The organism is Cellulosimicrobium sp. Marseille-Q8652, from assembly GCF_965112045.1.
Genome location: NZ_CBCOPS010000001.1, coordinates 1,403,973 through 1,427,396, shown reverse-complemented (window position 1 = coordinate 1,427,396; position 23,424 = coordinate 1,403,973). Strand labels below are relative to the sequence as shown.

The 23,424-nt window shown below is 74.7% G+C and carries 22 protein-coding genes; 14 read left to right on the top strand and 8 right to left on the bottom strand.

The genetic code is table 11. The annotated features are described in order from the left end of the window. Nucleotides 1–3: 3 nt before the first annotated feature. Genes ACWPWV_RS06195 through ACWPWV_RS06175 form a run of 5 tightly spaced genes read left to right on the top strand, consistent with a single transcriptional unit; the run spans nt 4 to nt 5,963 of the window. Nucleotides 4–972 (top strand): ABC transporter permease, encoded by a 969-nt coding sequence (locus ACWPWV_RS06195; protein ID WP_251151978.1) that lies wholly within the window; start codon nt 4–6, stop codon nt 970–972. Next, nucleotides 969–1,943, top strand: coding sequence for an ABC transporter ATP-binding protein (locus ACWPWV_RS06190; protein WP_454042056.1), 975 nt, complete (start codon nt 969–971; stop codon nt 1,941–1,943). The genes ACWPWV_RS06195 and ACWPWV_RS06190 overlap by 4 nt, the downstream gene beginning before the upstream one ends. Beyond that, nucleotides 1,940–2,746: an ABC transporter ATP-binding protein gene (locus ACWPWV_RS06185; protein ID WP_454042055.1), complete on the top strand. Its 807-nt coding sequence runs from the start codon at nt 1,940–1,942 to the stop codon at nt 2,744–2,746. Before ACWPWV_RS06190 ends, ACWPWV_RS06185 begins: the two co-directional genes overlap by 4 nt. Next, entirely contained in the window at nt 2,743–3,390 is a 648-nt protein-coding gene (locus ACWPWV_RS06180; RefSeq protein ID WP_454042054.1) for an SGNH/GDSL hydrolase family protein, read from the top strand. The genes ACWPWV_RS06185 and ACWPWV_RS06180 overlap by 4 nt, the downstream gene beginning before the upstream one ends. Further along, the gene (locus ACWPWV_RS06175; RefSeq protein WP_454042053.1) at nt 3,387–5,963 is read left to right on the top strand and encodes a glycosyl hydrolase 2 galactose-binding domain-containing protein; all 2,577 of its coding nucleotides are present in this window, start codon (nt 3,387–3,389) and stop codon (nt 5,961–5,963) included. The genes ACWPWV_RS06180 and ACWPWV_RS06175 overlap by 4 nt, the downstream gene beginning before the upstream one ends. Nucleotides 5,964–5,996: 33 nt before the next feature. Here ACWPWV_RS06175 and ACWPWV_RS06170 read toward each other — a convergent pair whose 3' ends face one another. Together ACWPWV_RS06170 and ACWPWV_RS06165 are read right to left on the bottom strand one after the other, a co-directional pair. Then, nucleotides 5,997–7,076 carry an LLM class flavin-dependent oxidoreductase gene (locus ACWPWV_RS06170; RefSeq protein ID WP_454042052.1) on the bottom strand — a complete coding sequence of 360 codons (1,080 nt, stop codon included), beginning with the start codon at nt 7,074–7,076 and terminating at the stop codon, nt 5,997–5,999. Between the two features lie 25 nt (nt 7,077–7,101). Continuing rightward, a complete protein-coding gene (locus tag ACWPWV_RS06165) occupies nt 7,102–7,524 on the bottom strand; it encodes a VOC family protein (protein ID WP_454042051.1) in 423 nt (140 codons plus the stop codon). A gap of 128 nt (nt 7,525–7,652) precedes the next feature. Between ACWPWV_RS06165 and ACWPWV_RS06160 the strand changes: the two genes are divergently transcribed. Further along, the gene (locus ACWPWV_RS06160; RefSeq protein WP_454042050.1) at nt 7,653–8,813 is read left to right on the top strand and encodes a serine hydrolase domain-containing protein; all 1,161 of its coding nucleotides are present in this window, start codon (nt 7,653–7,655) and stop codon (nt 8,811–8,813) included. 18 nt (nt 8,814–8,831) lie between these two features. Here ACWPWV_RS06160 and ACWPWV_RS06155 read toward each other — a convergent pair whose 3' ends face one another. Beyond that, nucleotides 8,832–9,263, bottom strand: coding sequence for a YdeI/OmpD-associated family protein (locus tag ACWPWV_RS06155; RefSeq protein WP_454042049.1), 432 nt, complete (start codon nt 9,261–9,263; stop codon nt 8,832–8,834). A gap of 110 nt (nt 9,264–9,373) precedes the next feature. Here ACWPWV_RS06155 and ACWPWV_RS06150 point away from each other — a divergent pair, with 110 nt between their 5' ends. The 7 genes from ACWPWV_RS06150 to ACWPWV_RS06120 all read left to right on the top strand — a co-directional run bounded on the left by ACWPWV_RS06150 (nt 9,374) and on the right by ACWPWV_RS06120 (nt 18,454). Then, entirely contained in the window at nt 9,374–10,120 is a 747-nt protein-coding gene (locus ACWPWV_RS06150; RefSeq protein WP_454042048.1) for a DedA family protein, read from the top strand. Nucleotides 10,121–10,215: 95 nt separating this feature from the next. After that, nucleotides 10,216–11,904: a bifunctional lysylphosphatidylglycerol flippase/synthetase MprF gene (locus tag ACWPWV_RS06145; RefSeq protein WP_454042047.1), complete on the top strand. Its 1,689-nt coding sequence runs from the start codon at nt 10,216–10,218 to the stop codon at nt 11,902–11,904. After that, the gene (locus tag ACWPWV_RS06140) at nt 11,901–12,725 is read left to right on the top strand and encodes a hypothetical protein (RefSeq protein ID WP_454042046.1); all 825 of its coding nucleotides are present in this window, start codon (nt 11,901–11,903) and stop codon (nt 12,723–12,725) included. Before ACWPWV_RS06145 ends, ACWPWV_RS06140 begins: the two co-directional genes overlap by 4 nt. 37 nt (nt 12,726–12,762) lie before the next feature. Then, nucleotides 12,763–13,977 carry a MalY/PatB family protein gene (locus ACWPWV_RS06135; protein ID WP_454042045.1) on the top strand — a complete coding sequence of 405 codons (1,215 nt, stop codon included), beginning with the start codon at nt 12,763–12,765 and terminating at the stop codon, nt 13,975–13,977. Between the two features lie 174 nt (nt 13,978–14,151). After that, complete coding sequence (locus ACWPWV_RS06130) at nt 14,152–15,687, top strand: WXG100 family type VII secretion target (RefSeq protein WP_454042044.1); 1,536 nt, start codon at nt 14,152–14,154, stop codon at nt 15,685–15,687. Next, complete coding sequence (locus tag ACWPWV_RS06125; RefSeq protein WP_454042043.1) at nt 15,684–16,328, top strand: hypothetical protein; 645 nt, start codon at nt 15,684–15,686, stop codon at nt 16,326–16,328. The genes ACWPWV_RS06130 and ACWPWV_RS06125 overlap by 4 nt, the downstream gene beginning before the upstream one ends. A 215-nt stretch (nt 16,329–16,543) precedes the next feature. After that, the gene (locus ACWPWV_RS06120) at nt 16,544–18,454 is read left to right on the top strand and encodes a penicillin-binding transpeptidase domain-containing protein (protein WP_454042042.1); all 1,911 of its coding nucleotides are present in this window, start codon (nt 16,544–16,546) and stop codon (nt 18,452–18,454) included. A gap of 39 nt (nt 18,455–18,493) precedes the next feature. Here ACWPWV_RS06120 and ACWPWV_RS06115 read toward each other — a convergent pair whose 3' ends face one another. Then, nucleotides 18,494–18,793, bottom strand: a complete 300-nt coding sequence (locus tag ACWPWV_RS06115; RefSeq protein WP_454042041.1) for a hypothetical protein — start codon at nt 18,791–18,793, stop codon at nt 18,494–18,496. Nucleotides 18,794–19,299: 506 nt separating this feature from the next. Here ACWPWV_RS06115 and ACWPWV_RS06110 point away from each other — a divergent pair. Next, entirely contained in the window at nt 19,300–20,820 is a 1,521-nt protein-coding gene (locus ACWPWV_RS06110) for a dicarboxylate/amino acid:cation symporter (RefSeq protein WP_454042040.1), read from the top strand. Nucleotides 20,821–20,885: 65 nt separating this feature from the next. On the opposite strand, the gene ACWPWV_RS06105 is transcribed toward ACWPWV_RS06110, so the two are convergent. The 4 genes from ACWPWV_RS06105 to ACWPWV_RS06090 form a co-directional block, all read right to left on the bottom strand. Beyond that, nucleotides 20,886–21,365, bottom strand: coding sequence for an SRPBCC family protein (locus ACWPWV_RS06105; protein ID WP_454042039.1), 480 nt, complete (start codon nt 21,363–21,365; stop codon nt 20,886–20,888). 92 nt (nt 21,366–21,457) lie between these two features. Beyond that, nucleotides 21,458–21,640, bottom strand: coding sequence for an antitoxin (locus ACWPWV_RS06100; RefSeq protein ID WP_454042038.1), 183 nt, complete (start codon nt 21,638–21,640; stop codon nt 21,458–21,460). A 156-nt stretch (nt 21,641–21,796) separates the two neighbouring features. Next, entirely contained in the window at nt 21,797–22,261 is a 465-nt protein-coding gene (locus ACWPWV_RS06095) for a hypothetical protein (protein WP_454042037.1), read from the bottom strand. A gap of 107 nt (nt 22,262–22,368) precedes the next feature. Continuing rightward, a complete protein-coding gene (locus tag ACWPWV_RS06090; protein ID WP_454042036.1) occupies nt 22,369–23,364 on the bottom strand; it encodes a quinone oxidoreductase family protein in 996 nt (331 codons plus the stop codon). Between the last annotated feature and the right edge of the window lie 60 nt (nt 23,365–23,424).

Below are 23,424 nucleotides of genomic sequence, written 5' to 3'. Positions count from 1 at the left end.
CGTATGGCCATCACCACCCAAGACCCGGCGCTCGCCGCCGAGGAGGCCGTCGAGGCCTCCAGCGGTCGCCGCCGGCGCCGCGTCCTGCCGCCGATGACGCTCAAGCTCGGCGTCGGGCTGACCGTCGCCGGGGCGATCGTCCTGTTCGGCCTCCTCGGGCCGCTGTTCGTCGGGAACCCGTCGACGGTCTCCGACATCGGGCTGTCCCCGCCCGGTCCCGGGCACCCGCTCGGCACGACGCAGACCGGTCAGGACGTCCTCGCCCAGCTCGCGTACGCGACGCGCGGGTCGCTGACGATCGGTCTCGTCGTCGGTGTCCTCACGCTCGTGCTGTCGGCGTTCTTCGGCGTCGTCGGCACGTTCGTCGGCGGCTGGGTCGACGAGGCGTTCTCCCTGTTCTCGAACGTCATGCTCGTGCTCCCCGGCCTCCCGCTGGTCATCGTCATCTCGAGCTACGTGCCGCAGAAGTCGGTGTGGCTCGTCGCGCTGGTCCTCGCGATCACGAGCTGGGCCGGGTCGGCGCGCGTGCTGCGCGGCTACACGCTGTCGCTGCGCGAGCGCGACTACGTGCTCGCGTCGCGCGTGGCCGACGAGCGGAGCTGGCGGATCCTCGCCGTCGAGATCCTGCCCAACCTGGTGCCGATCATCGCGTCGCAGGTCGTGTTCGCGGTCATCTTCGCGATCCTCGGGGAGGCCGGCCTGTCGTTCCTGGGGCTCGGTGCCTCCAACTCCTTCACGTGGGGCACGATGCTCTACTACGCGCAGAACGGCCTCGCGCTGCGCCTCGGGGCGTGGTGGTGGTTCGTGCCGCCGGGCCTCATGCTCGCGCTGTTCGGCGCGGCGCTGTCGCTCATCAACTTCTCCATCGACGAGATCATCAACCCGAAGCTGCGCGCCCAGACCCGCTCCCAGCGCAAGCGGTGGCGCATGTCGCGCGAGCAGCTCCGCGAGGCCGACGAGGTGACGGCATGACCGAGGGCACGCTCCAGGAGCAGCCGGCGGCCGTCGTCGGCTCCCACCCCGTCCTCGAGATCGAGGACTTCTCCGTCACCTACCTGGTCGACCCGCCCGTCCCGGCGGTGCAGCACGTCGACCTCGTGCTGCGCCGCGGCGAGATCCTCGGGCTCGCGGGCGAGAGCGGGTGCGGCAAGTCCACGCTCGCGTACGGCGTGACGCGCCTGCTCAAGCCGCCGGCCGCGATCACGTCCGGCCGGGCGGTGTTCCACTCGCGCGAGGGGTACACCGTCGACCTGTCGTCGCTGCACGGCGAGGACCTGCGGGCGTTCCGCTGGGACAAGGTCGCCATGGTGTTCCAGGGCGCGATGAACTCGCTCAACCCGGTCCTGACGATCCGGTCGCAGCTCGAGGACGTCTTCACGACGCACCGGCCGCAGCTCTCGCGCCGCGAGCGGCGCGCGCGGTGCGGCGAGCTCCTCGAGCGCGTCGGGGTCGACGCGAGCCGGCTCGGCGCCTACCCCCACGAGCTGTCGGGCGGCATGCGCCAGCGCGTCATGATCGCCATGGCGCTCGCGCTCGAGCCGCAGGTGCTCGTCATGGACGAGCCGACGACGGCGCTCGACGTCGTCGTGCAGCGCGAGATCCTGCGCGAGATCACGCGCCTGCGGGCAGAGCTGGGGTTCGCCGTCGTGTTCATCACGCACGACCTGCCGCTCCTGCTGGAGATCAGCGACCGGATCGCCGTCATGCGCGCCGGCCGGATCGTCGAGCAGGCGGACGCCGTGACGCTGTACACCGACCCGCAGCACCCGTACACGCGGCGGCTGCTCGCGTCCTTCCCGTCGCTGACGGGCGAGCGCGGCGACTTCGTCCGGGCGGGCGACGCCGACCTGGGCGAGGAGCAGCTCGAGGAGACGCCGCAGGACGTCGGCACGACCGGCATCGGCACGACCGGCGACGACCTGGACCAGGAGGAGACCGCATGACCACGCTCGAGGCCCGTGACCTGGTCAAGGACTACCGCCTGCGCAGCGGCCTGCGCTCGACCCGGCTGCGTGCCGTGGACCACGTCAGCTTCACGCTGCAGCCCGGCAGCACGGTCGCGCTCGTCGGGCAGTCCGGGTCGGGAAAGTCCACGATCGCCAAGCTGCTCATGCAGCTCGAACGCCCGTCGTCGGGCGAGATCCTGGTCGACGGCGCCCCCGTGGGCCGGGGCCGACGCGCGCGGTCCGCGTACCGCAAGGCCGTGCAGATGGTGTTCCAGGACCCGTTCGCGTCGCTCAACCCGTACCACTCGGCGGGCCACCACCTCGCGCGCGCCGTCGCGCTGCACCACCCGGACCTCGACCGGCGGCAGGTGCACGAGCGCGTGCTGCAGCTCCTGCGCCGCGTGCGGCTCGACCCGGCCGAGGAGTACGCGGAGCGCAAGCCGCACGAGCTCTCCGGGGGCCAGCGCCAGCGCATCGCGATCGCGCGGGCGCTCGCGCCCGAACCCGGCATCCTCGTCGCGGACGAGCCGGTGTCGATGCTCGACGTGTCCATCCGGCTCGGGGTCCTCAACCTGCTCGCGCGGCTGCAGCGCGAGGAGAACCTGGGGGTCCTGTACATCACGCACGACCTCGCGACCGCCCGGCACTTCTCGGACGAGGTCATGGTGCTGCACCGTGGGACGGTGGTGGAGGCAGGCCCGGCCGACGACGTCATCCTGCGACCGCAGCACGAGTACACGCGCACGCTCGCGGCGGCCGCCCCCGACCCCGAGCGCCGGATCGCGGAGCTGAGGTCGTGACGCGCGACGCCGGCGCACCCCGGCACGTCGTCTTCGCGGGCGACTCGATCACGGAGTGGGGGCGCGACCGCTCCGACCCCGACGACGTCGGCACCGGCTACGTGGGCCTGCTCGCGCGCGGCCCGCTCGCCGGGTCCACCGTCACCAACACGGGGGTCGGCGGCGACCGGGCGAGCGACCTGCTCGCGCGCTGGGAGCGCGACGTCCTGCCGTTCGACGCCGACGTGCTGTCGCTCTACGTCGGGGTCAACGACACCTGGCGCGCGCTCGGCTCGGGCGAGCGCACGCCGGTCGACGCGTTCGAGGCGACCCTGCGCTCGCTCGTCGCGCCGTGGCACGCGCGCGGTGCCCGCCTCGTGCTCGTCGAGCCGTTCGCGCTGCCGCTCACCGACGCGCAGGCGTGGGCCGACGACCTCGGCCCGAAGCAGGACGCCGTGGCGCGCGTCGCACGCGACGTGGGGGCGGCGTTCGTCCCGCTCGCCACCGTCATGTCCGACCTCGCCCGCGAGATCGGCCCGCGCGCCGTCGCCGCCGACGGTGTCCATCCGACACACGCCGGTCACACGGCGATAGCGCACGCATGGTGGGATGCGTGCTCCACCCCGCTCACCCCCGCTCTGGACCCCGAGGGAGAAACCGCATGACGACCGTCGACCTGACCGACGGCTGGACCCTGCGCGCCACGGCCGGCGACGTGCCCGCACCGGTGCGTACCGCCGTCGTGCCCGCGCCGGTGCCCGGCGACGCGCACACCGCGCTGCTCGCGGCGGGGCTGATCCCCGACCCGTACGTCGACGCGAACGAGTCGGCGCTCGCGTGGGTGCACGGCGCGGACTGGGAGTACCGCCGCGCGCTGCGCCTCGATCCCGCCGGCGAGGGCGAGCACGTCGACCTCGTGCTCGACGGCCTCGACACCGTCGCCGACGTCCGGCTGGGCGACGTGACGGTGCTGTCGAGCCGGAACATGCACCGGTCCCACCGCGTGGACGTGCGCCGGTTCGCCGACGGCGCCGAGCGTGGCCTCGTCGTCGCGCTCGGCTCGGCGACCGCGTGGTCGGACGCGGCGAGCGAGCGGCTCGGGCCGCGGCCCTCGGCGTACCCGAACACGTTCAACGCGATCCGGAAGATGGCGTGCTCCTACGGCTGGGACTGGGGGCCGGACCTGCGCACGGCGGGGATCTGGAAGCCCGTACGCGTCGAGCGGTGGCGCGTCGCACGGCTCGACCGCGTGCGGCCGTTCGTGCACGTCGCCGACCTCGCGCCCGACGGCGCGACCGGGACCGGACGGCTGGAGGTCCACGTGGACGTGCAGCGCTCCGCGCTCGTCCCGGCCGGACCGCTCGTGCTCGACGTCGCGCTGGACCTTTCCGGGTCGCGTCACGCCGACGGGCGGGCGCCACGGGTGCGCGTCGAGGTGGCGGCCGGCGCGACGTCGGCCGCCGTGACGCTCGACGTCGCGGACGTGCCCGTGTGGTGGCCCGTCGGGTACGGCGCGCAGCCGCTCGTGGGGGTCGAGGTGACGCTCGCGACGCCCGACGGCGCCGCGCTCGACGCGTGGGAGCGGCGCGTCGGGTTCCGCACGGTGCGGATCGACACGACGCCCGACGAGCACGGCACGCCCTTCGTGCTGCACGTCAACGAGCGCCCGGTCTTCGTGCGCGGCGCGAACTGGATCCCCGACGACCACCTCGTCACGCGCCTCACGCGCGAGCGGCTGGCCCGGCGGCTCGACCAGGCCGTCGACGGCAACCTCAACCTGCTGCGTGTGTGGGGCGGCGGGGTGTACGAGTCGGAGGACTTCTACGACCTCGCCGACGAGCGGGGCCTCCTCGTGTGGCAGGACTTCCTCCTCGCCTGCGCGGCCTACAGCGAGGACGACGAGCTGCGCTCCGAGATCGAGGCCGAGGCGCGCGAGCACGTCGCGCGGCTCGTGCCGCACCCGTCGCTCGTCGTCTGGAACGGCGGGAACGAGAACGTGTGGGGCCACGAGGACTGGGGCTGGAAGGAGCGCCTCGGCGGGCTGACGTGGGGCGAGGGGTACGCGCGCGACCTCCTGCCGCGCGTCGTCGCGGAGGTCGACCCGACGCGCCCGTACACGGACAACAGCCCGTACAGCCCCGGCCGCCCCGACCTGCACCCCAACGACCCCGACCACGGCACGCACCACCAGTGGGAGGTGTGGAACCGCGTCGACTACCGCGCGTACCGCGACGAGGTGCCGCGCTTCTGCTCCGAGTTCGGGTTCCAGGGACCGCCGACGTGGCGCACGCTCACCGACGCGGTGCACGCCGCCGACGGCGGCCCGCTCGCCGACGCCCCCGACCCCACCGCGGACCCGGTGTGGCTCGTGCACCAGAAGGCCGACGACGGCAACGGCAAGCTCGACCGCGGCATGGCGCCGCACCTCGGCGTGCCTGCGCGCTTCGCGGACTGGCACTGGGCCGCGCAGCTCAACCAGGCCCGCGCCGTCGCGCACGCGCTCGACCACTACCGGTCGTGGTGGCCGCGGACGGCCGGCGCGATCGTCTGGCAGCTCAACGACTGCTGGCCCGTGACGAGCTGGTCCGCGATCGACTCCGCGGAGCGGCCCAAGCCGCTCTGGTACGCGATGCGGCGGGCGTTCGCGCCGCGGTCGCTCGCGGTCGTCGACCGCGACGGGTCGCCGCACGTCGCGGTCGTCAACGACCACGACGAGCCCTGGCGCGGCGCGCTGTCGATGCGGCTCGAACGGCTCGACGGGATGGACCCGGTGCGCGGGACGGTCGCCGTGTCGGTGCCGCCGCGGTCGGTCCTGCTCGTCGCGGTGCCCGCCACGCTCGTGCGACCGGCCGACCCGACGGACGCGGTGCTCGTCGTCGACCTCGGGCCCGTGCGCGTCGTGCACACGTTCGTCGAGGACGTGCACCTGCGTCTCGACCCCGGCGCCGCCGAGGTCCGGGCCGAGCGCTGCGCCGGCGGGTACCGCGTGCACGTGCGGGCCCGCTCGCTCGTGCGCGACGTCGCGGTCCTCGCGGACCGGCTCGCGCCCGACGCGGTCGCCGACGACGCCCTGCTGAGCCTCCCTGCGGGCAGCACCGCGACGATCACGGTGACCACCGCGGCCGAGCTCGACCCGGCGGCGCTCACCAGGGCCTCCGTGCTGCGCAGCGCCAACGACCTCCGCGCCGTCCCGCAGCGCGCGGGCGTGCACGGGCTCGAGGCCGCCGCCGCGAGATAGGACCTCTGGTCGCGAGGGAGAAGCCGCGGGGCTCTACCTCGTGACCTGGGGCTCTACCTCGCGAGGTGGTGCGGCGGTGACCGCCTCGAGCGCGTCGAGCGCCGCGAACGGGTCGTCCGGTCGCTGCGGGTCGGGGCTCACCGGCGCCATGACGACGCTCGACACACCGTGCTCGCCGAGCAGCGCGAGGCGGTCGCGCACGTCCGACGGCGTCCCGGTGACGGTGAGCGCGTCGACCCACGCGTCGGGCACCGCCTCGGCGAACGCCTCGGGCGACGCGGCGTCGCGGGCGAGCGCGCGGAGCTCGTCCGCGAAGGGCAGCGGGTCCACGTGCACGGCCCAGTCCGGCAGCGCGAGCACCGCCAGGCCCGGGCGTGCGAGCGACCGGGCGAGCGCCGCGTCGACGTGCACGACGCCGTGCGCGAACGCGACGACCCGGTGCTCCGGCGGCGCGGCGTCCCCGGCCGACGCGCGCCCGGCGTCGACCGACGCGCGCACGCCCGCGAGGTACTCGGGCGTGACCGGCATGTCGAGGATCGTGCCGTCGGCGACGCGCCCCGCGACCTCGAGCGAGCGCGGACCGCGGACGCCGAGGAGCACGGGGGGAGCGACGGCAGGCGGGGAGTACAGCGCGACGTCGTCGATCTGTACGTAGCGACCGGAGCACGTGACGCTCTCGCCGTGGAGCAGGGCGCGCACGGTCGCCGTGGTCTCCTCGAGCAGCCCGAGCGGGCTCGCGGGCCACACGCCGATCTGCCGCATCCACGACGGCATGCCGTGCCCGAGCCCGAGCTGGAGGCGGCCCGGGTGGAGCGCGGCGAGCGTCGCGGCCTCCATCGCGGCCGTCGACGGCGCGCGCGTCGCCGCCGGGAGGATGCCGATCCCCACGCCGATCCGCTCCGTCGTCGCGAGGATCGTCGCGGCCTGCGCGATCCCGCCGTGGAACGTGAGGTCCTCGACGACCCACACCTCGTCGAGACCCACCTCCTCCGCGCGCCGCGCGAACGGCACGATGCGGTCGGCGGGCAGGGCACGGGGGAGCATCACCCCGAGCGCGGGCCGACGGCGCGCTGGGGTCGGCGTGGACGGATCCGTCGTCGTGGCGGCAGGCATGCCGAGACCGTACGGGACGAACCGGTCAGGCGGGAGCGCCCGCGCCCACGACGTTGACCATCCACACCGTGCCGAACCGGTCCGTGAGCATGCCGAACTCGTCGCCCCACGGGGCGGTCTCGATCGCCATGACGTCGCGCGCGCCGTCGGACAGCGCGGTGAACCACGCGTGGAGGCGCTCGCTGTCCGACTGCTCGCCGAACAGCGCGACGGACGAGCTGACCGCCGGCGGCATCCCGGGTGCCGTGTCCGACGCCATGAGGGTGCCGACGCCTTCCATGACGAGCTGGGAGTGCATCACCTTCTTCGCCTGTTCGGGGTCGTCGACGGGTCCCACCGAGTCGAAGGTGCTGACGTCGGGCGTCACGCCGAACACGGACCCGTAGAAGTCGACGGCATCGCGGGCGTTCCCGTCGAAGGTCAGGTAGGGGCTGAGCTGCACGGTCATGACGGATCCTTCGTGAGGCCGGGGTGACGCTGATGACGAGGGATAGACGGCGCGCGTCGGGCGGACTCATCGTCCCGTCGGCGAAAAGGGCGGGCATCTCCCGGGCGCGTCTGCCTAGGCTCGGGAGCATGCCCCTCGACGCCGACTCTCTCGCCGCCCTCGACGACCACCTGCGGGCCGCAGCCGCCGCCGACGAGTTCTCGGGGGTGGTCCGCGTCGAACGCCACGGCGAGGAGGTCTTCGAGCGCGCGTACGGGGTCGCGTCGCGGCGCTGGGGCGTCCCGGTCCGCACGACGACGCGGTTCGACGTCGCGTCGGTGACGAAGCTCTTCACGGCCGTCGCGGTGCTCCAGCTCGTCGGCGAGGGCCGGCTCGGTCTCGACGACCGGATCCACGACCACGTCGACCTCGCCGGTACCGCGATCCCCCGCGAGGTGACGCTGCGGCACCTCCTCACGCACTCGTCCGGCATCGCGGACGACGCCGACGAGGAGGCCGGCGAGTCCTACGAGGACCTGTGGGTGGAGCGTCCCAGCTACTCGGTGACGCGCACGGCCGACTTCCTCCCGGGGTTCGTCCACAAGGAGCCGAACTTCACGCCCGGCGAGGGCTGCCGCTACTGCAACGTCGGGTTCGTCCTCGCGGGCCTCGCCCTCGAGAACGTCACGGGGACCACGTACCGCGACCACGTCCGCGAGCACGTGTTCGCCCGCGCCGGCATGACGTCCTCGGGCTTCTTCCGCATGGACGAGGCCGTGCCCGACGTCGCCGAGGGCTGGGAGCCGGTGCACGACGACGACGACCGCGTCACCGGGTGGCGGCAGAACATCTACTCCTACCCGCCCGTCGGCTCGCCCGACGGCGGCGCGCACGTCACCGCGCGCGACCTCACCCGGTTCCTCACGGCCGTCCGTGAGGGCGAGCTCCTGCCGCCCGACCTCACCCACGCGTTCCTCACGCCGCAGGTGAAGCACGACGACGGCGACACCGAGGAGACCGACGAGAAGACCGGTCCCGACCTCCCGCCCGGGGACCGGGCCGCCGCGGTGCACTACGGGTTCGGGATCGAGTTCGAGCTCCTCGCCGACGGCACCGTGCGTTCGGCGTACAAGGAGGGCATCAACACGGGGTCGAGCGCGATGCTGCGCCACTACCCGGACCCGGCGCCGACCGGGGCAGGGGACGTCCCGCCGGGCGGGGCGCCCGGGGTGACGGTCGCCGTCGTCTCCAACCTCGAGGGTGGGGCCTGGGAACCGGTCCGGTTCGTCGACGCGCTCGTGCGCGGCTGAGCCGCCCGGCCCGGGGGATCACCCGAGCGCCGCGACCGCCTTCTCGATGCGCCGCTGCCGGGTCTCGGGGGTCTTCGCCGCGTCGAGCGGCTCGACGACGGCGCGCTGCCGTGAGTACGAGAGCGCGTCGTAGGCAGCCCGAGCGCCGGCCGCGTCGAGCGCGGCCGCGAGGTCGTCCGGCACGTCCACCGTGCGCGGGGCGTCGTCGACCTCGACGTCGATCTCGACCTCGTCCCCCGCGCTGACGCCCGCGGCCTCTCGGCTCGCCGCGCTGAGCGAGATGACGAACTGGCCTCGGTAGAACGTCAGCGAGGTGCGGTAGGTGTGCCCGCCGATCGTGACGCGCACGGGGAACCGCCGTCCCTGCCCGAACGACAGGGCCACGTCCTCGGGGATCGGCAGCCCCGTCGTCGTGCCGCCGCTCGCCTCCACCGTCGTCGTGATGCGCATGCCCGGTCCTCTCCTCCGTGGCGCGGCTCGCCACCTGCCCACGAGACCTCCACACCCTCTCGAACTCATCGGCGCCATGGCCTCCGGTGCCTCGCCTAGGCTGGGAGACCATGCGCCCCGGACTCCTCGCCGCCCTGCCGGCCGCCCTGCCGAGCGCCGCGACCGCGGCGCAGGAGCCCGCCCTCGACGGCGTCGCCGGCTGGGCCGTGAACCTCATGGAGACGCTGGGCCCGGTCGGTGCGGCGATCGCCATCGCGCTCGAGAACCTCTTCCCGCCGCTGCCGAGCGAGATCATCCTGCCGCTCGCCGGGTTCACCGCGAGCCAGGGCAGCTTCGGGCTGGTCGAGGCGATCCTGTGGACGACCGCCGGGTCCGTCGTCGGCGCGCTCGCCCTGTACGCGGTCGGCGCGCTCGTCGGGCGGGAGCGCACCCGCTGGATCGCGGAGCGCCTGCCCCTCGTCAAGGGCGAGGACGTCGACCGCACCGAGCAGTTCTTCCTGCGCCACGGCGGCGCGACGGTGTTCTTCGGCCGCTTCATCCCCATCTTCCGCAGCCTCATCTCCATCCCGGCCGGCGTCGAGCGCATGCCCCTGTGGAAGTTCACGGCGCTCTCGACGGCAGGCAGCGCGATCTGGAACACGCTGTTCGTCGTCGCGGGCTACACCCTCGGCGAGAACTGGCACGTCGTCGAGCAGTACGCCGGCGTGTTCCAGAAGATCGTCATCGCCGCCGTCGCGCTCGCCGTGGTCTGGTTCGTCTCCACGCGCCTGTGGCGCTGGGGGCACGACGACGAACGGCCGGCCCACGCGCGCCGCCGCGGGGCGCCCGCGGACACCGAGGACGACGTCGCGAGCTGACCGACGGGGTCCGCTCGTCCCGGCGGGCCCGCTCGTCGAGGGCGGACGGTCCCGGACGTCGTGCGCTCCAGGAGCCCGTCCCGGATGATCGGTGCGTGGAACCCGCCCCGGCCCCGGCCACGTCCCCCGCCGTCCGCTCGCCGCTCGAGGAGCAGCGACACCGTGTGCGGGTGCGCGTCGTCGCGTCGCGTGTCGTCCTCGCCCTGGGTATCCTCGGCGTCGTCGCCGTGCTGGTCCGCGGCCTCTGGACGCACCTGACGCTCTATCGCGACGTCGTGCCGGGGCTGCTGCCCGGGACCGCGTCGACGACGCTCCTCGTCGACTCCGTCGTGCTGCTGCTCACGGCGCGCGGGCTGCGCCGCGGGCACCGTCTCGCCTGGCTCGTCACGGTCGTGGTGCTCGGGCTCACGGCGGGGACGCACACGGCGCGCGGGGTCGACGTGGTCCCGTCCGTCGTGGTCCTCGCCGCGGCGGTGTGGCTCGCGACGCGCTGGCGCTCGTTCCCCGTGCTCCCCACGCGCCGGGCCGTCCGCCGCGCCGGGCTGCTGCTCCTGCTCCTCGTGGGGGCGTGGGTCCTCGCGATCGCCGCCCTCGTCGTCGTGGTCCTGCGCGCCGACGACCCGGAGGGCGCGCTCGACGGCGGCCTCGTCACCGCCGTCGCGGTCGTGTCGACGGTCGTCGACGTCGTCGTGCTCGTGCTCGTGCTGTGGTGGCTCGGCTCGCCGCGCGAGGCGCGCCGCCTCGCGCCCGCGGAGCACCGCGAGGAGCGCGAGCGGGCGCGCGCCGTCGTGGAGCGGTACGGGGGCGGGACGCTCGACTACTTCGCGCTGCGCGACGACAAGGACTGGTTCTTCGTGGGGCGCAGCGTCGTCGCGCACTCGGTGCGGGGCGGCGTGTGCCTCGTGTCCCCGGACCCGATCGGGCCGGACGAGGAGCGCGAGACGGTGTGGGCCGAGATGCTCGACCACGCCGCGTCGTCGGGCTGGTCGATCGCGGTCGTCGCGGCCGCGGAGGGCTGGCTGCCGGTCTACGAGCGCAGCGGGCTGCGCCACGTCTACCTCGGGGACGAGGCGACGGTCGACTGCACGACGTTCACGCTCGCGGGCCACGACCACAAGTCGCTGCGGCAGGCGGTCAACCGCGTCGCGCGCAGCGGGTACGCGACGACGTTCCACGACCCGGCGACCCTCGACCCCGGGCTGCGCGAGCAGATCCTCGCGATGAGCGACGAGTCGCGTCAGGGCGAGGACGAGCGCGGGTTCTCCATGACGCTCTCGCGCCTGTTCGACCCCGACGACGCGGGGCTCGTGCTCTCCGTGACCCGGAACGCCGACGGGCGGGTCGACGCGTTCTGCCAGTGGGTCCCCGCGGCGGCGATCGACGGCTGGTCGCTCGACGTCATGCGCCGGCGCACCGACGCGGACGACGTCCCCAACGGGCTCATCGACGCCACGATCGTCGCGACGATCGGCGAGGTCGCAGCCCGTGGGATGCGCGGGCTCGGGCTCAACTTCGCGGTCATGCGCGAGGTGCTCGAGGGCGAGCGCGACGGTCGCGTGGACCAGCTCGCGCGACCTGTCCTACGGCGCCTGTCGAAGGGGACCCAGATGGCGACGCTCGGCGCGTTCAACGAGAAGTTCGACCCGGGGTGGACGCCGCGGTACGTGGTGCTCGACTCGGCGGAGTACACGGCGGCGCAGGCCCTCGTGCTCGCCGGGGCCGAGGGGGTCACGGAGATCCCGGTCGTCGGCCGGTTCCTGCGCGGCGTCGGGACGGCACCGTGATCTGGTCCGTGGCCGCGGCGGTCGGTGCCGCGCTCGCCTACGCGGTGAGCACGATCATGCAGGCCGTCGCGACGCGGCGCGCGCACGGGCTCGCCGCGGTGCGGCACCCGCTCGTCCTCGGCGGTCTCGCGCTCGACGGCGCCGCGTTCCTCCTGTCGCTCCTGGCCCTGGACCACCTGCCGCTCTTCGTCGTCCAGGCGATCATCGCCTCGTCGCTGGTGGGCGTCGTGGTCCTGGCCCGCGTGGTGCTCCACGCGACGCTGCGGCGCACGGACCTCCTCTCGATCGGGATCGTCGTGGTGGCGCTCGTCGTGCTCGCCCTCGCGGCGGGCGAGCAGCCTGCGGCGGAGCCGCCGGCCGGCTTCACGACCTGGGCGATCGTCGTCTCGTTGGTGCTGGTCGCCGCGGTCGCGGTGGCCTACCGCAGCGGGCACCCGATCCTGCTCGCCGTGCTCGGGGGGCTCGGCTACTCCGTCGCGGCGATCGCCGCGCGGGGCGCGCACGCGTCGGGCGACCTCCTCGACACCGCCCTGCAGCCGCTCGCGATCGCGATCGTCGCGGCGGGTGCGGCGGGCGTCCTCGGCTACCTGCGGGCGCTCGAGAAGGGCAGCGTCGGCTCCGTCGCGGCGACGGTCTCCGTCGTGGAGGTCCTCCTCCCGGGGGCCGTGGGGCTGCTCGTGCTCGGCGACGTCGTGCGCGACGGCTGGGCGGTGCCCGCCGCCGTCGCGACGGTGCTCGCCGTCGCCGGGTGCGTCGTGCTCGCGACGAGCCCGGCCAACGCCGCGGCCGAGGAGCCCACGGCGGCACCCCTCGGCGCCTGAGCGTGCCGGCCCGGCCGGGCCTCCTAGCCTGGGACGCATGACCGGTACCTCGCTCCGCACCCCCCTGGACCGCCCGACCCTCGACGAGCTGCGGCGTCGGACGTCGGTGAAGTGGCGCACGTTCGACCCCGACGTGCTGCCGCTGTTCGTCGCCGAGATGGACGTCGCGCCGTGCGAGCCCGTGGTGGAGGCCGTGACGGCGGCGATGCGCTCCGGAGACACGGGCTACGACCACGGCACGGTGTACGGGGAGGCGTACGCGCGCTTCGCGCAGCGCCGCTGGGGCTGGTCCTTCGACCCGACGACGACGCGCACGCTGCCCGACGTCATGGTCGCGGTCGTCGAGGTGCTGCGGGTGCTCACGGCGCCGGGCGACGCCGTCGTCGTGAACCCGCCCGTGTACCCGCCGTTCTTCGGGTTCGTGCGGAACGAGGGCCGGCGGGTCGTCGCCGCGCCCCTCGGCGCGGACCTGCGCCTCGACCTCGACGCGCTCGAGCGCGCGTTCGCCGAGGCGACCGGTGCCGCGGCCCACGGCGGCGGACCCGGCTCGGGGCGTCGCGCCGTCTGGCTCGTGTGCAACCCGCACAACCCCACGGGTACCGCGCACACGCCCGACGAGCTCGCCGCCGGGCTCGCGCTCGCCGCGCGGTACGGGGTGCGCGTCGTCGCGGACGAGATCCACGCCCCGCTCACCCGGCCCGGTCTGGAGGGACGGTCCGCCACGACGCACACGCCGCTGCTCACCGTCGCCGGGTCCGACGACGCGGTGGTGGTCGTGTCCGCGTCCAAGGCGTTCAACCTGCCGGGCATCAAGGCGGCCGCGGCGGTCGGTGGCCCCGGCGCGGCGGCCGACCTGCGGCGCATCCCCGAGGAGGCGAGCCACGGGGTCCACCACGTCGCCGTCCTCGCGCACGTCGCGGCGCTCGACCACGGTGACGCATGGCTCGACGCGGTCCTCGCCGGCGTCGAGCGCAACGCGTGGCTGCTCGCCGACCTCCTCGCGGAGCACCTGCCCGGCGTGCGGTACCGACCGGGCGACGCGACCTACCTCGCGTGGCTCGACTGCCGCGGCCTCGCGGCCCCGGCGGGGGACGACCCGCGCGGCTGGTTCCTCGACCGCGCGCGCGTCGCGCTGGAGGACGGACGTCGCTTCGGCCCGGGCGGTGAGGGGCACGTGCGGCTGAACCTCGCGACGAACGTCGACGTGCTCACCGAGGCCGTCGCGCGGATGGGGGAGTCGCTCGCGCGCTGACCGGTCGCACCCCCGGGACGAGCCCGCCCGGGCACCACGCCCATGGGCAGACCTCCCCATCGCGACGACGGGCCGTGCGGCGTAGCCTCGCCGTCGACCGTCCGTGCCCGCGGACGTCGCGGGTGGCCGTCCTCGTCGCCGAGCCCGCGCCGCGCACGTCTCGAGGAGCACGTCGTGAGTGGATCCTGGGGTGCCGACGTCGCCGCCCTGCGCGCGCTCGCGGACGCCATGCTCTCCGGTGCCGACACGCTGCGCGCCGCCCGGGCCCAGGTCGCCTCGCTGGTCGAGTCCTCGACCCGGTGGGACGGTCCCGACGCCGCGTCGTTCCGTGCCGACTGGTCGTCGACCCTCGCGCCGGCGGTCGCCGCCACCGCCACGCTCCTCGACGGCGCGGCCGGGACGCTGCGCCGCGACGCCGACCAGCAGGAGTCCGCGAGCGCCGCGGGCACCGGGGCGCCCGGCGGCCCGGGCGGACCGACGCCTCCCGGCGGGCCGGGCGCTCCCGGCGGGCCGGGCGCTCCCGGGGCTCCCGGGGCTCCCGGGACGGTCCCGACCCCGACCCCGGCCGAGTACCTCGCGATGGACGCCGCCGAGCGCGCCGACTGGCTCGCGTCGGCGACGGACGCGCAGGTCGCCGCCCTGTACGGGCGGATCGTCTCCCAGGGCGTCGACCCGGACTCCGCGGGCTTCGGGGACCTCGCCGTCGCGCACTGGACGCGCACCGCCGCGGCGGAGGCGGGGTTCGACTTCGCGGACTGGGACCCCGCGGCGGGCGCGGGGGCGAACCGGGAGACCATCGAGGCCGTCTACAGCTACTACGCCGAGCTGTACCTCGACCAGCCGTGGATGCAGTGGGCCGGCATGGCGGCGATGATCGGGCCGTCGTTCGCGGCCGGGTTCTTCGACCTCGACATGATGCGCCAGCTCGCGCAGGGCGTGCAGGACGGCGCCGCGCACCTGCCGCCCGGCGTCACGCCCGCGGCGCTCGCCGCGGTCGCCGGCATGACGGACGCCGAGCTGGCCTTCTACGAGAACCAGTTCCTGTCGATGCAGCGCGAGATCTTCGTCGACCAGGCCGTCATGCACGAGGCCTACCTGGACGGTGGCCTGCCCGAGATGGAGCGGCTGCTCGAGGCGGGCGTCATCGACGAGGCGGCGTACCAGGCCTGGTCGGACATCGAGGCCGGACGCGCCGGGGACGCGCAGGCGCTCGCGGACGGCAACACGGCCCTGCTGTGGCGCGAGCAGAACCAGATCATCGCGGACGACTGGCAGACGATGCGCGACCACCCCGGCACGGGCGAGGCGTTCACGTACCTCATGACGCTCGTCGGGGAGCCGTCCATCCCGGGCGCCGGCACGTACGCGCAGCACGACCCGTTCACCGTGAACGTCGAGAGCCCCGGTCCCGAGAACATCGGCATCCCGTTCACCGGCATCTCGCTCGACAACCCCGTGCAGGGGAGCATCTCGGTCGAGACGCCGCTGCCCGGCGGCAACATCGCGGACCAGGCCACGCGCTGGGACTACATCGCGAACGACACCCTGCCCGCGTACCAGGACCTCATCACGCAGGACCCGGCGCATGCCGCGCAGATCGTCGGGACGGACGTGTCGCAGCGCATCGACGACTACCGGCTCACGGATCCCGGACGGATCGGCCGAATCCTTGACAGACTGACCGAGTGGGACGTGGAGGTGAACCAGTGACGGCTGCCCGCGCGGCAGCCGCGGTCGCCCTCGCGCTGGCCCTCGGGCTGGGGGTCGGTGCCTGCAGCGTGACGTTCGGCGACCCGGACGACCAGGGCGGCTCGACGTCGTCGGGCACGGGAGACGCCGGGAGCGGGACGACGATCGACGACATCGAGGAGGGCGCTCCGATGCGCTGGGACGTGAGCAGCCCGATCACCGCCGAGTCCGTGGGCCTGGGCGAGCAGATGGCGATCGTCGAGGTCCCCGGCGGGGGCGCCGAGGTCGAGCTCGTCCTGCCGGACGGGACGTGGTCGACGACGGCGGAGGAGCTGACCGTCCAGCCGCGGCGCGGGTACGTCAGCACGATCAACGTGTTCCGTTCGCTGTCCGGCGGCCAGGCCGTGCACGACCAGCTCGTGGCCGACGCCGACGTGCTCGGGTTCCCGCGGGACCAGGTCGACCGCTGGCTGGACGAGCTGCCGGCGTCGCTCGCGGAGTCGCGGGCGGGCGGGCCGCGGGCGCGCACGGGGATCAACGGCTCGAACGGCGACGTCGTGACGTCCGTCCAGGTCAGCCACGAGCCCGGACCGGGCGGGGACGGGGCGATCCGGCTCTGGTACGCGATCAGCCCCGTGCCCCCGGCCGAGGGCGGGGACTGACACGTCCGGCGGGCCGTCGCCGGCGCATGGCCGGCGCACGGCGAGGCCGAGGTGTGGAGAGGACGAGGACGATCCGGGCCGGTTCGACCGGGATGTCCGCCGCGCGGGTGCCGTGCGGTAGCGTCCCTCGCGTCCCGTCAGGTCGTCGCAGGGGAGCCCCGGTGAGCACGGTTGCACGCGTTCGTCCCAGGTCGGTCCGCCGGAGGGTCGCCGCGGTGCTGCTCGTCCCGGCCCTCGCGCTCCCGCTCGCGGCGTGCACCGAGGACCGCCCGACCGCCGAGGACGCGGCGGCGGCGCTCGCCGCGGGCATCGCGGAGGGCGACGTGAGCGGGCTCGCCTTCTCCAACGGTGAGGCGGAGAACGTGCAGGGGCACCTCGACGCCGTCCTCGAGCCGGTCGCGTCGTTCGAGCGCACGGTCGAGGTCGACGCCGTGGCCGTGGACGAGGAGGGCTCCGACGCCGACGAGCGTGCGACGGCGACCCTCGCGTACCGGTGGACCGTCACGGACGACGCCGCGTGGGAGTACACGACCGACGTCGATCTGACGTTCGCCGAGCCCGCCGAGGGCGAGGAGGGCCCCGGCCGCTGGGAGGCGGCGTGGGAGCCCGACGTGCTCGTGCCCGGCCTCGCGCAGGGGGACCGGCTCGCCGTCGACCGCGTCCGGGCGGAGCGCGCGCAGATCCTGGGGCTCGACGACGTCCCCATCGTCGCCGACCGCCCCGTGCACCGGATCGGCGTGGACAAGACCCGTCTCGCCGCCGGCGCGTGGGACGGAGCGGCACGCGCCCTCGCGGGCGTCGTCGGGATCGACCCCGAGGAGTACGCGCAGCGCGTGGCGGGGGCCGGGGAGAAGGCGTTCGTCGAGGCGATCACGGTGCGCACGGAGGACACCGCGGGCATCGACGTGGACGCGGCACGCGCCGTCGAGGGCGTCGCCGTCATCGACGACGAGATGCCGCTCGCGCCGACGCGCGAGTTCGCCCGTCCGATCCTCGGCCGTGTCGGGGACGCGACGGCCGAGATCGTCGAGGAGTCCGACGGCGCGGTCGTCGCGGGGGACACCGTCGGCCTGTCGGGCCTGCAGCGCCAGTACGACGAGCAGCTGCGCGGGACGCCCGGGGTCTCGATCACGGTCGTCCCCGACGGCAGCACGCCTGACGAGGCGTCGACGGAGGCGTTCACCGTCGAGCCCGTCGCGGGCGTGCCGCTCAGCACCACGCTCCGGCCCGAGATGCAGGTCGCCGCCGAGCAGGTCCTCGCCGGGCAGACCTCGCCCAGCGCGATCGTCGCGATCAAGCCGTCCACGGGCGAGGTGCTCGCCGCGGCGAGCGGCACCGCGGGCGACGGGCTGTCCACCGCGACGACCGGGCAGTACGCACCGGGCTCCACGTTCAAGGTCGCGACGACGCTCGCGATGCTCCGCGCGGGCCTCACGCCCGACTCGGTCGTGTCGTGCCCGCCGGAGATCACGGTCGACGGGCGCACGTTCCAGAACGTGCCCGGCTACCCGACCGACGCCCTCGGTGACGTGCCGCTGCGCACCGCGTTCGCCAACTCGTGCAACACCGCGATGATCGGCCAGCGCGACACCGTGACCCAGCAGGCGCTGCAGGACGCCGCGGCGTCGCTCGGCCTCGGCGTCGAGGCGGAGCTCGGGGCGGCTGCCTTCTGGGGCGACGTCCCGGCCGAGGCCGAGGGCACCGACCACGCGGCGTCGATGATCGGCCAGGGCCGGATCCTCGCCTCGCCGCTCGGGATGGCGACGCTCGCGGCGAGCGTCGCCGCCGGGCACCGGGTCGCGCCGGTCCTCGTACGTCCCGACGTGCAGCCCGCGTCGGCCGAGCAGCCGTCGGGCGACCTCGCCGAGGACGAGGCCGCGACGCTGCGCAGCCTCATGCGCGCCGTCGTCACCGACGGTTCCGCGGACATGCTCGCCGACCTGCCCGAGGAGGTCGGGGCGAAGACGGGGACCGCGCAGTACGGCGACGGGAACCAGTCGCACGCGTGGATGATCGCGACCCAGGGCGATCTCGCCGTGGCCGTGTTCGTCGAGACCGGCGAGGGCGGTTCCGCGACCGCCGGCCCGCTCATGCGCGCGTTCCTCGACGCGCCGAACCAGGGCTGAGCACCGGCGGCCCAGCCGCCGGGCTTCAGGCCCGGCGGCTCAAGGACGCGGGTCGACCCGGCGCCACGGCCTGTCGTCGCGGCGCGCCCCCGTGCCGGCCGAGCAGCGGCGGCACACGGACGAGACGGCGTCGGCGTCCCGGCCGGTCGCCGGCTGGGCGTCGGCCCACGTGACGTGCGGGAAGCGGACCAGCCCCTGGCGGCTGAGCTGCAGACCGCACACGGTCGAGTTCGTGCCACGCTCCCAGGCGTGCACCTCCCCGGCGGGCATCCGCACGCCGTCGGGGTCGGTCCACGTGCCGGTGGCTGCGACCGCCGCTCCCGTCACCCTCTTGCGCATGGTCCCGACCTTAGGGCCGACGCCGTCGCCCGCACGCCGGCGTCACGTCCACGCGACCCCCGGGAATGAGACGGCGTGGCGAGGTGTTGCCCACCGACGAGTACGATCAGGTGCCGCGGGCGACCATCTGCCCGCAGCGCACTCCGCGAACCGCCGAACCTCGGGAGACACCTCCGTGTCCGTCAGCGTGCCGACCTGGTACCTCACCGAGCGCCGCGACGTCGACCTCCGTCGAGTCGCCAGCGCTCTGTGTCGCTGACCCGTCGTCGTCGCTGACGCTCCCCGGCCATCGCGCCGACGCTGCGCCGCGCACCCGTCAGATCCACGGGCCACCCCGGTGACCCCTGCTCCTGACCTCCGGGCGCGCCCGCACGCGTGTCAGGAGCCCGGGTCGCCCGGGTGGTCCTCGGCCTGACACCGGAACGCCCGCGACGACGTCCCCCGCCCCCTCCTCCGGGTGCGGTCGCGCCGTGCGCCCGTGCCACCGAGCACCGAAAGGTCCCTCCGTGTCCTCGACCCCCTCCAAGCCCCCCGCGCAGGCTCCCGCCGGCCGCGACGACGTCGCCGCGTCGGCCACGCCCTCGGCGCCGGCCCCCGCGAAGCGCAGGCGCCGCTTCCCGTCGTTCAGCGCCCAGATCCTCATCGGCCTCGCGCTCGGCATCGTGCTCGGCGGCATCGCCCTCGCGATGGGCCCGCAGGACGCCGACGGCGAGGTCCCCAACGGCCTCACCACGACGCTCTCCACGATCGGGAGCTCGTTCGTCACGCTGCTCAAGGCGATCGTCCCGCCGCTCATCTTCACCGCGATCGTCGCGTCGATCGCCAACCTGCGGACTGTCACGAACGCCGCGCGCCTCGCCGGCCAGACGCTCCTGTGGTTCGCGATCACCGCGGCCATCTCCGTCGCGGTCGGCATCGGGCTCGGTCTCCTCTTCCAGCCCGGCAACCACGCGTCGGTCTCCCTCGACGACGCCGCCGAGCCGGGCAAGACCGGCACGTGGCTCGACTTCCTCACCGGCCTCATCCCGGGCAACGTGCTGGGCCTCGGTGCCGGCACGCAGGTCGAGACCGCGGCCGACGGCGCGGTGACCGCGACCACGTCGGTCAACTTCAACGTGCTGCAGATCCTCGTCGTCGCGCTCGTCATCGGCATCGCGGCGCTCAAGTCCGGCTCCAAGGCGGACCCGTTCCTCGCGTTCAACCGCTCCGCGCTCGCGATCATCCAGAAGGTGCTCTGGTGGATCATCCGCCTCGCGCCGCTCGGCACGCTGGGCCTCATCGGCAACGCGATCGCCACGTACGGCTGGACCTCGCTCAGCTCGCTCGCCTGGTTCGCCGCGGCGATCTACGTCGGCCTCGCCGTCGTGCTGTTCGTCGTCTACCCGGTGCTGCTGCGCACCAACGGCCTGAAGATCACGAGCTACTTCAAGGGCGCGTGGCCCGCGATCCAGCTCGCGTTCGTCTCGCGGTCGTCGATCGGCACGCTCCCCGTGACCCAGCGCGTCACCGAGCGCAACCTCGGCGTGCCGAGCGAGTACGCGTCGTTCGCCGTGCCGCTGGCCGCGACCACCAAGATGGACGGCTGCGCCTCGATCTACCCCGCGATCTCGGCGATCTTCGTCGCGCAGATCTTCGGCGTCGACCTGTCGGTCACCGACTACCTGCTCATCGCGTTCGTCTCGGTCGTCGGCTCGGCCGCGACCGCCGGCCTCACCGGCGCGGTCGTCATGCTCACGCTGACGCTCTCGACGCTCGGCCTGCCGCTCGCGGGCGTGGGCCTGCTGCTCGCGATCGACCCGATCCTCGACATGGGCCGCACGGCCGTCAACGTCGCGGGCCAGGCGCTCGTGCCGACGATCGTCGCCAAGCGCGAGGGCATCCTCGACGTCGAGCAGTACGAGTCGGCGTCGGCCGAGGACCTGTTCGCGGACGACGACGCCCCGGTCGAGGGCGACGCGACCGCGGTGGAGGCGACGCCGTCGGGCGCCGCGACCGACAAGGAGCCCGTGGCGGCCGGCGCACGCTGACGCCGACGACGCGGTCGCCCCGGACGAGCGCGGTTCCGGGGCGGCCGCGTCCTCGCGACTGCCGGTCAGCTCGTCTCGCGCACCGCTGCGAGCACGACCGGGTCGGCGCAGCCGCGCGCGAACCCGGCGATGCGGTGGTCGATGTCGCGCCCGAGCACCCACGACCCGACCCGCTCCGCGACGGGGGCGAGCCACCTCGGGCGGCAGCGGAAGCTGTAGCGCCACGTCGCGCGCGTGCCGCCCGACGGGTCGGACGCGAACCGCCAGCCTCCGGCGAGGTTCTCGAAGAACCAGGACCCGCGGACCATGCGCATGCCGACGTTCGTCGGCGGGTTGTAGGACACGTACTCGCTGACCATCGTCAGTCCCGTGCGGTGGCGGGTGAGCGTGCGGACGCCCTTGGCGGGCGCGGTGGCGCCGTCGAGGAACCGCTGGTGCCGGATGAACGGGTCCCAGCGCAGCCGGACGTCGCCCGTGGTCTGCGAGACGGCGAACGCCGTCTCCGGGTCGACGGGGACGACGAGCGAGGACTCCACGACGGGCATGCGCCGATCGTGGCACGGGTCCGGTGGCTGTGCAGCCACCGGACCCGTCCGGCGCGGCCGGCGCGCGACGGCGTCGGCCTCGGGTGTCGGCGTCAGCCCTGGCCGACGGCCTTGTCGGCGCGGTCCGTGCCCTGGTCGATCTGCTCGTCGTGCTTGCCGCCCGTGGCCTTCGAGGCGGCGTCGCCGCCCTTGTCGAGCGCCGTGTCGGACGCCTTCTCGCCCTTGTCGCTGTCCAGCGCGTCGGACGCCTTGTTCTTCAGGTCGTCGATCCCCATGGTGCGTCACCTCCGTCGGAGGGCCCGGGCGGGCCCGTGGACCTTCATGGTGGACAGCGGCCCGGATGGTCGCATCTCACCGGGCGGTGACGGGCGGCGACGCGAGAGCGCCCCGTCCCGGAGGGGACGGGGCGCTCGGACCGCGGCGTGCAGGGATCAGGACGCGAAGGCGTACCCGGCCTCGGTGCACTGCTCGCGAAGACCGTCGAGCGCGGGCCGGACGCCGTCGGTCTCGACCGGGGCGCCGGTGAGCGCGGCCTCGAACGGTGCCTTGATCCCGTTGAGGTTCTCCTGCAGCTCCACGTCGGCGAAGCGCTGGACGGAGGCGATCTTGTCGCGCGTGGTCGCGAGCTCGACCCCGCTCTCCTCGGTGACCTCGGCGGTCGTCAGGGGGAGGGTCTCGTCGACGCGCGTGGCGAGCGAGTTCTCGCCGCCGTCGTAGAACCCGGCGCAGGACTGCGCGATGCCGATGACCGTGGGCTCGGGGGCCTCGGTCTCGGTCGTCGTGGTCTCGTCGGTGGTGGCGGTGGCGTCGTCGCTCGACGGGTCGGTCGTCGACGCGCAGGACGCCAGGAGGAGGGCACAGGAGAGCGCCGCGGTAGCGGCCAGGTACTTACGCATGCTAAGGATTGGACACCGCCTGCGGCTCGCGGTGCAAGGAGATTGGCGTGCGCGCAGCCGCGGATCCGCGAGATCCTGCGGGAGCCGCCGGTCGCTTGTGCCCAGCGTCACAGGACCGGGACGGCAGTCCCGGTCTCGCCGTCCGCCGCGACCCGGTCGCCGTCCGCCGCGACCTCGAGCACGACCTTGCCCCGCACGTGGCCGCCCGCGACGACGCGCAACGCCTCCGCGGCGTCGGCGAGCGGGAACCGGTGGGCGATCTCCGCGCGGAGCCGGCCGTCCTCCGCCAGGGCGAGCACCTCGTCGAGCGCTCCCCGGGCGTCGACCTTGTCGACGATCCCCGCGGCGCGCGACGCGTCCGACCCGACGATCGTGACGGCCCGCGGCGGCTCGTCGGGGTCGGCCACCGTGAGGTCGTCGCCGAGCAGCTCGACGGTGGCGGCGACCGTCTCCGGCGTCCCGACGAGGTCCACGACGACGCTCACCTCGGCCAACCCGTCCGGCAGCGCGCGGACGGCCTCCACCAGTCCCGCGCCGTGAGCCACCGGGGTCGCCCCGAGGCTGCGCACGTACTCGTGGTTCACGGCGGACGCCGTGCCGACGACCCGCGCGCCGAGCGCGCGCGCGACCTGGACGGCGGCGGAGCCGACGCCGCCGCTCGCGCCGTGCAGCAGCACGACGTCCCCCTCGCCGACGTCGGCCTGCACGAGCGCCGAGAACGCCGTCGCGGCCGCGACCGGCAGGACCGCGGCCTGCTCCGCGGGAACCGACGGCGGTCGCCGCCGCACGTGGTCGGCCCGCACGACCGAGAGCTCCCGCTGCGCGCCGGTGCCGTGCCACACGACCTCGTCGCCGGGCGCGAACCCCTCGACGTCGGCCCCCACGGCGTCCACCACGCCGGCCGCCTCGAACCCGAGGACCCCGGGAACCCTCCCGCCGAACGCACCGGCGAGCCGCTTGACGTCGGCGGGGTTCACGCCGACGACGCGGTTGGCGACACGGACCTGGTCGGGGCCGGGCTCCGCCGCGTCCTCCGCGGCGACGCGCAGCACCTCGGGACCGCCGAAGGCGTCGAAGCGGACGACGGTCGACGTCGTGCTCATGGGTCCTCCCCTGGTGACCCCGGCTCCGCCGGGCGGTGCCACTCTTCCATCACGGGGGGC

Bases quoted from the DNA above. Each gene is read 5' to 3' on its own strand.
- ACWPWV_RS06175 (WP_454042053.1), top strand. From the start codon at position 3,387: ATGACGACCGTCGACCTGACCGACGGCTGGACCCTGCGCGCCACGGCC.
- ACWPWV_RS06190 (WP_454042056.1), top strand. From the start codon at position 969: ATGACCGAGGGCACGCTCCAGGAGCAGCCGGCGGCCGTCGTCGGCTCC.
- ACWPWV_RS06170 (WP_454042052.1), bottom strand. From the start codon at position 7,076: ATGCCTGCCGCCACGACGACGGATCCGTCCACGCCGACCCCAGCGCGC.
- ACWPWV_RS06115 (WP_454042041.1), bottom strand. From the start codon at position 18,793: ATGCGCAAGAGGGTGACGGGAGCGGCGGTCGCAGCCACCGGCACGTGG.
- ACWPWV_RS06185 (WP_454042055.1), top strand. From the start codon at position 1,940: ATGACCACGCTCGAGGCCCGTGACCTGGTCAAGGACTACCGCCTGCGC.
- ACWPWV_RS06195 (WP_251151978.1), top strand. From the start codon at position 4: ATGGCCATCACCACCCAAGACCCGGCGCTCGCCGCCGAGGAGGCCGTC.
- ACWPWV_RS06105 (WP_454042039.1), bottom strand. From the start codon at position 21,365: ATGCCCGTCGTGGAGTCCTCGCTCGTCGTCCCCGTCGACCCGGAGACG.
- ACWPWV_RS06095 (WP_454042037.1), bottom strand. From the start codon at position 22,261: ATGCGTAAGTACCTGGCCGCTACCGCGGCGCTCTCCTGTGCCCTCCTC.
- ACWPWV_RS06160 (WP_454042050.1), top strand. From the start codon at position 7,653: ATGCCCCTCGACGCCGACTCTCTCGCCGCCCTCGACGACCACCTGCGG.
- ACWPWV_RS06150 (WP_454042048.1), top strand. From the start codon at position 9,374: ATGCGCCCCGGACTCCTCGCCGCCCTGCCGGCCGCCCTGCCGAGCGCC.
- ACWPWV_RS06090 (WP_454042036.1), bottom strand. From the start codon at position 23,364: ATGAGCACGACGTCGACCGTCGTCCGCTTCGACGCCTTCGGCGGTCCC.
- ACWPWV_RS06135 (WP_454042045.1), top strand. From the start codon at position 12,763: ATGACCGGTACCTCGCTCCGCACCCCCCTGGACCGCCCGACCCTCGAC.
- ACWPWV_RS06155 (WP_454042049.1), bottom strand. From the start codon at position 9,263: ATGCGCATCACGACGACGGTGGAGGCGAGCGGCGGCACGACGACGGGG.
- ACWPWV_RS06100 (WP_454042038.1), bottom strand. From the start codon at position 21,640: ATGGGGATCGACGACCTGAAGAACAAGGCGTCCGACGCGCTGGACAGC.
- ACWPWV_RS06165 (WP_454042051.1), bottom strand. From the start codon at position 7,524: ATGACCGTGCAGCTCAGCCCCTACCTGACCTTCGACGGGAACGCCCGC.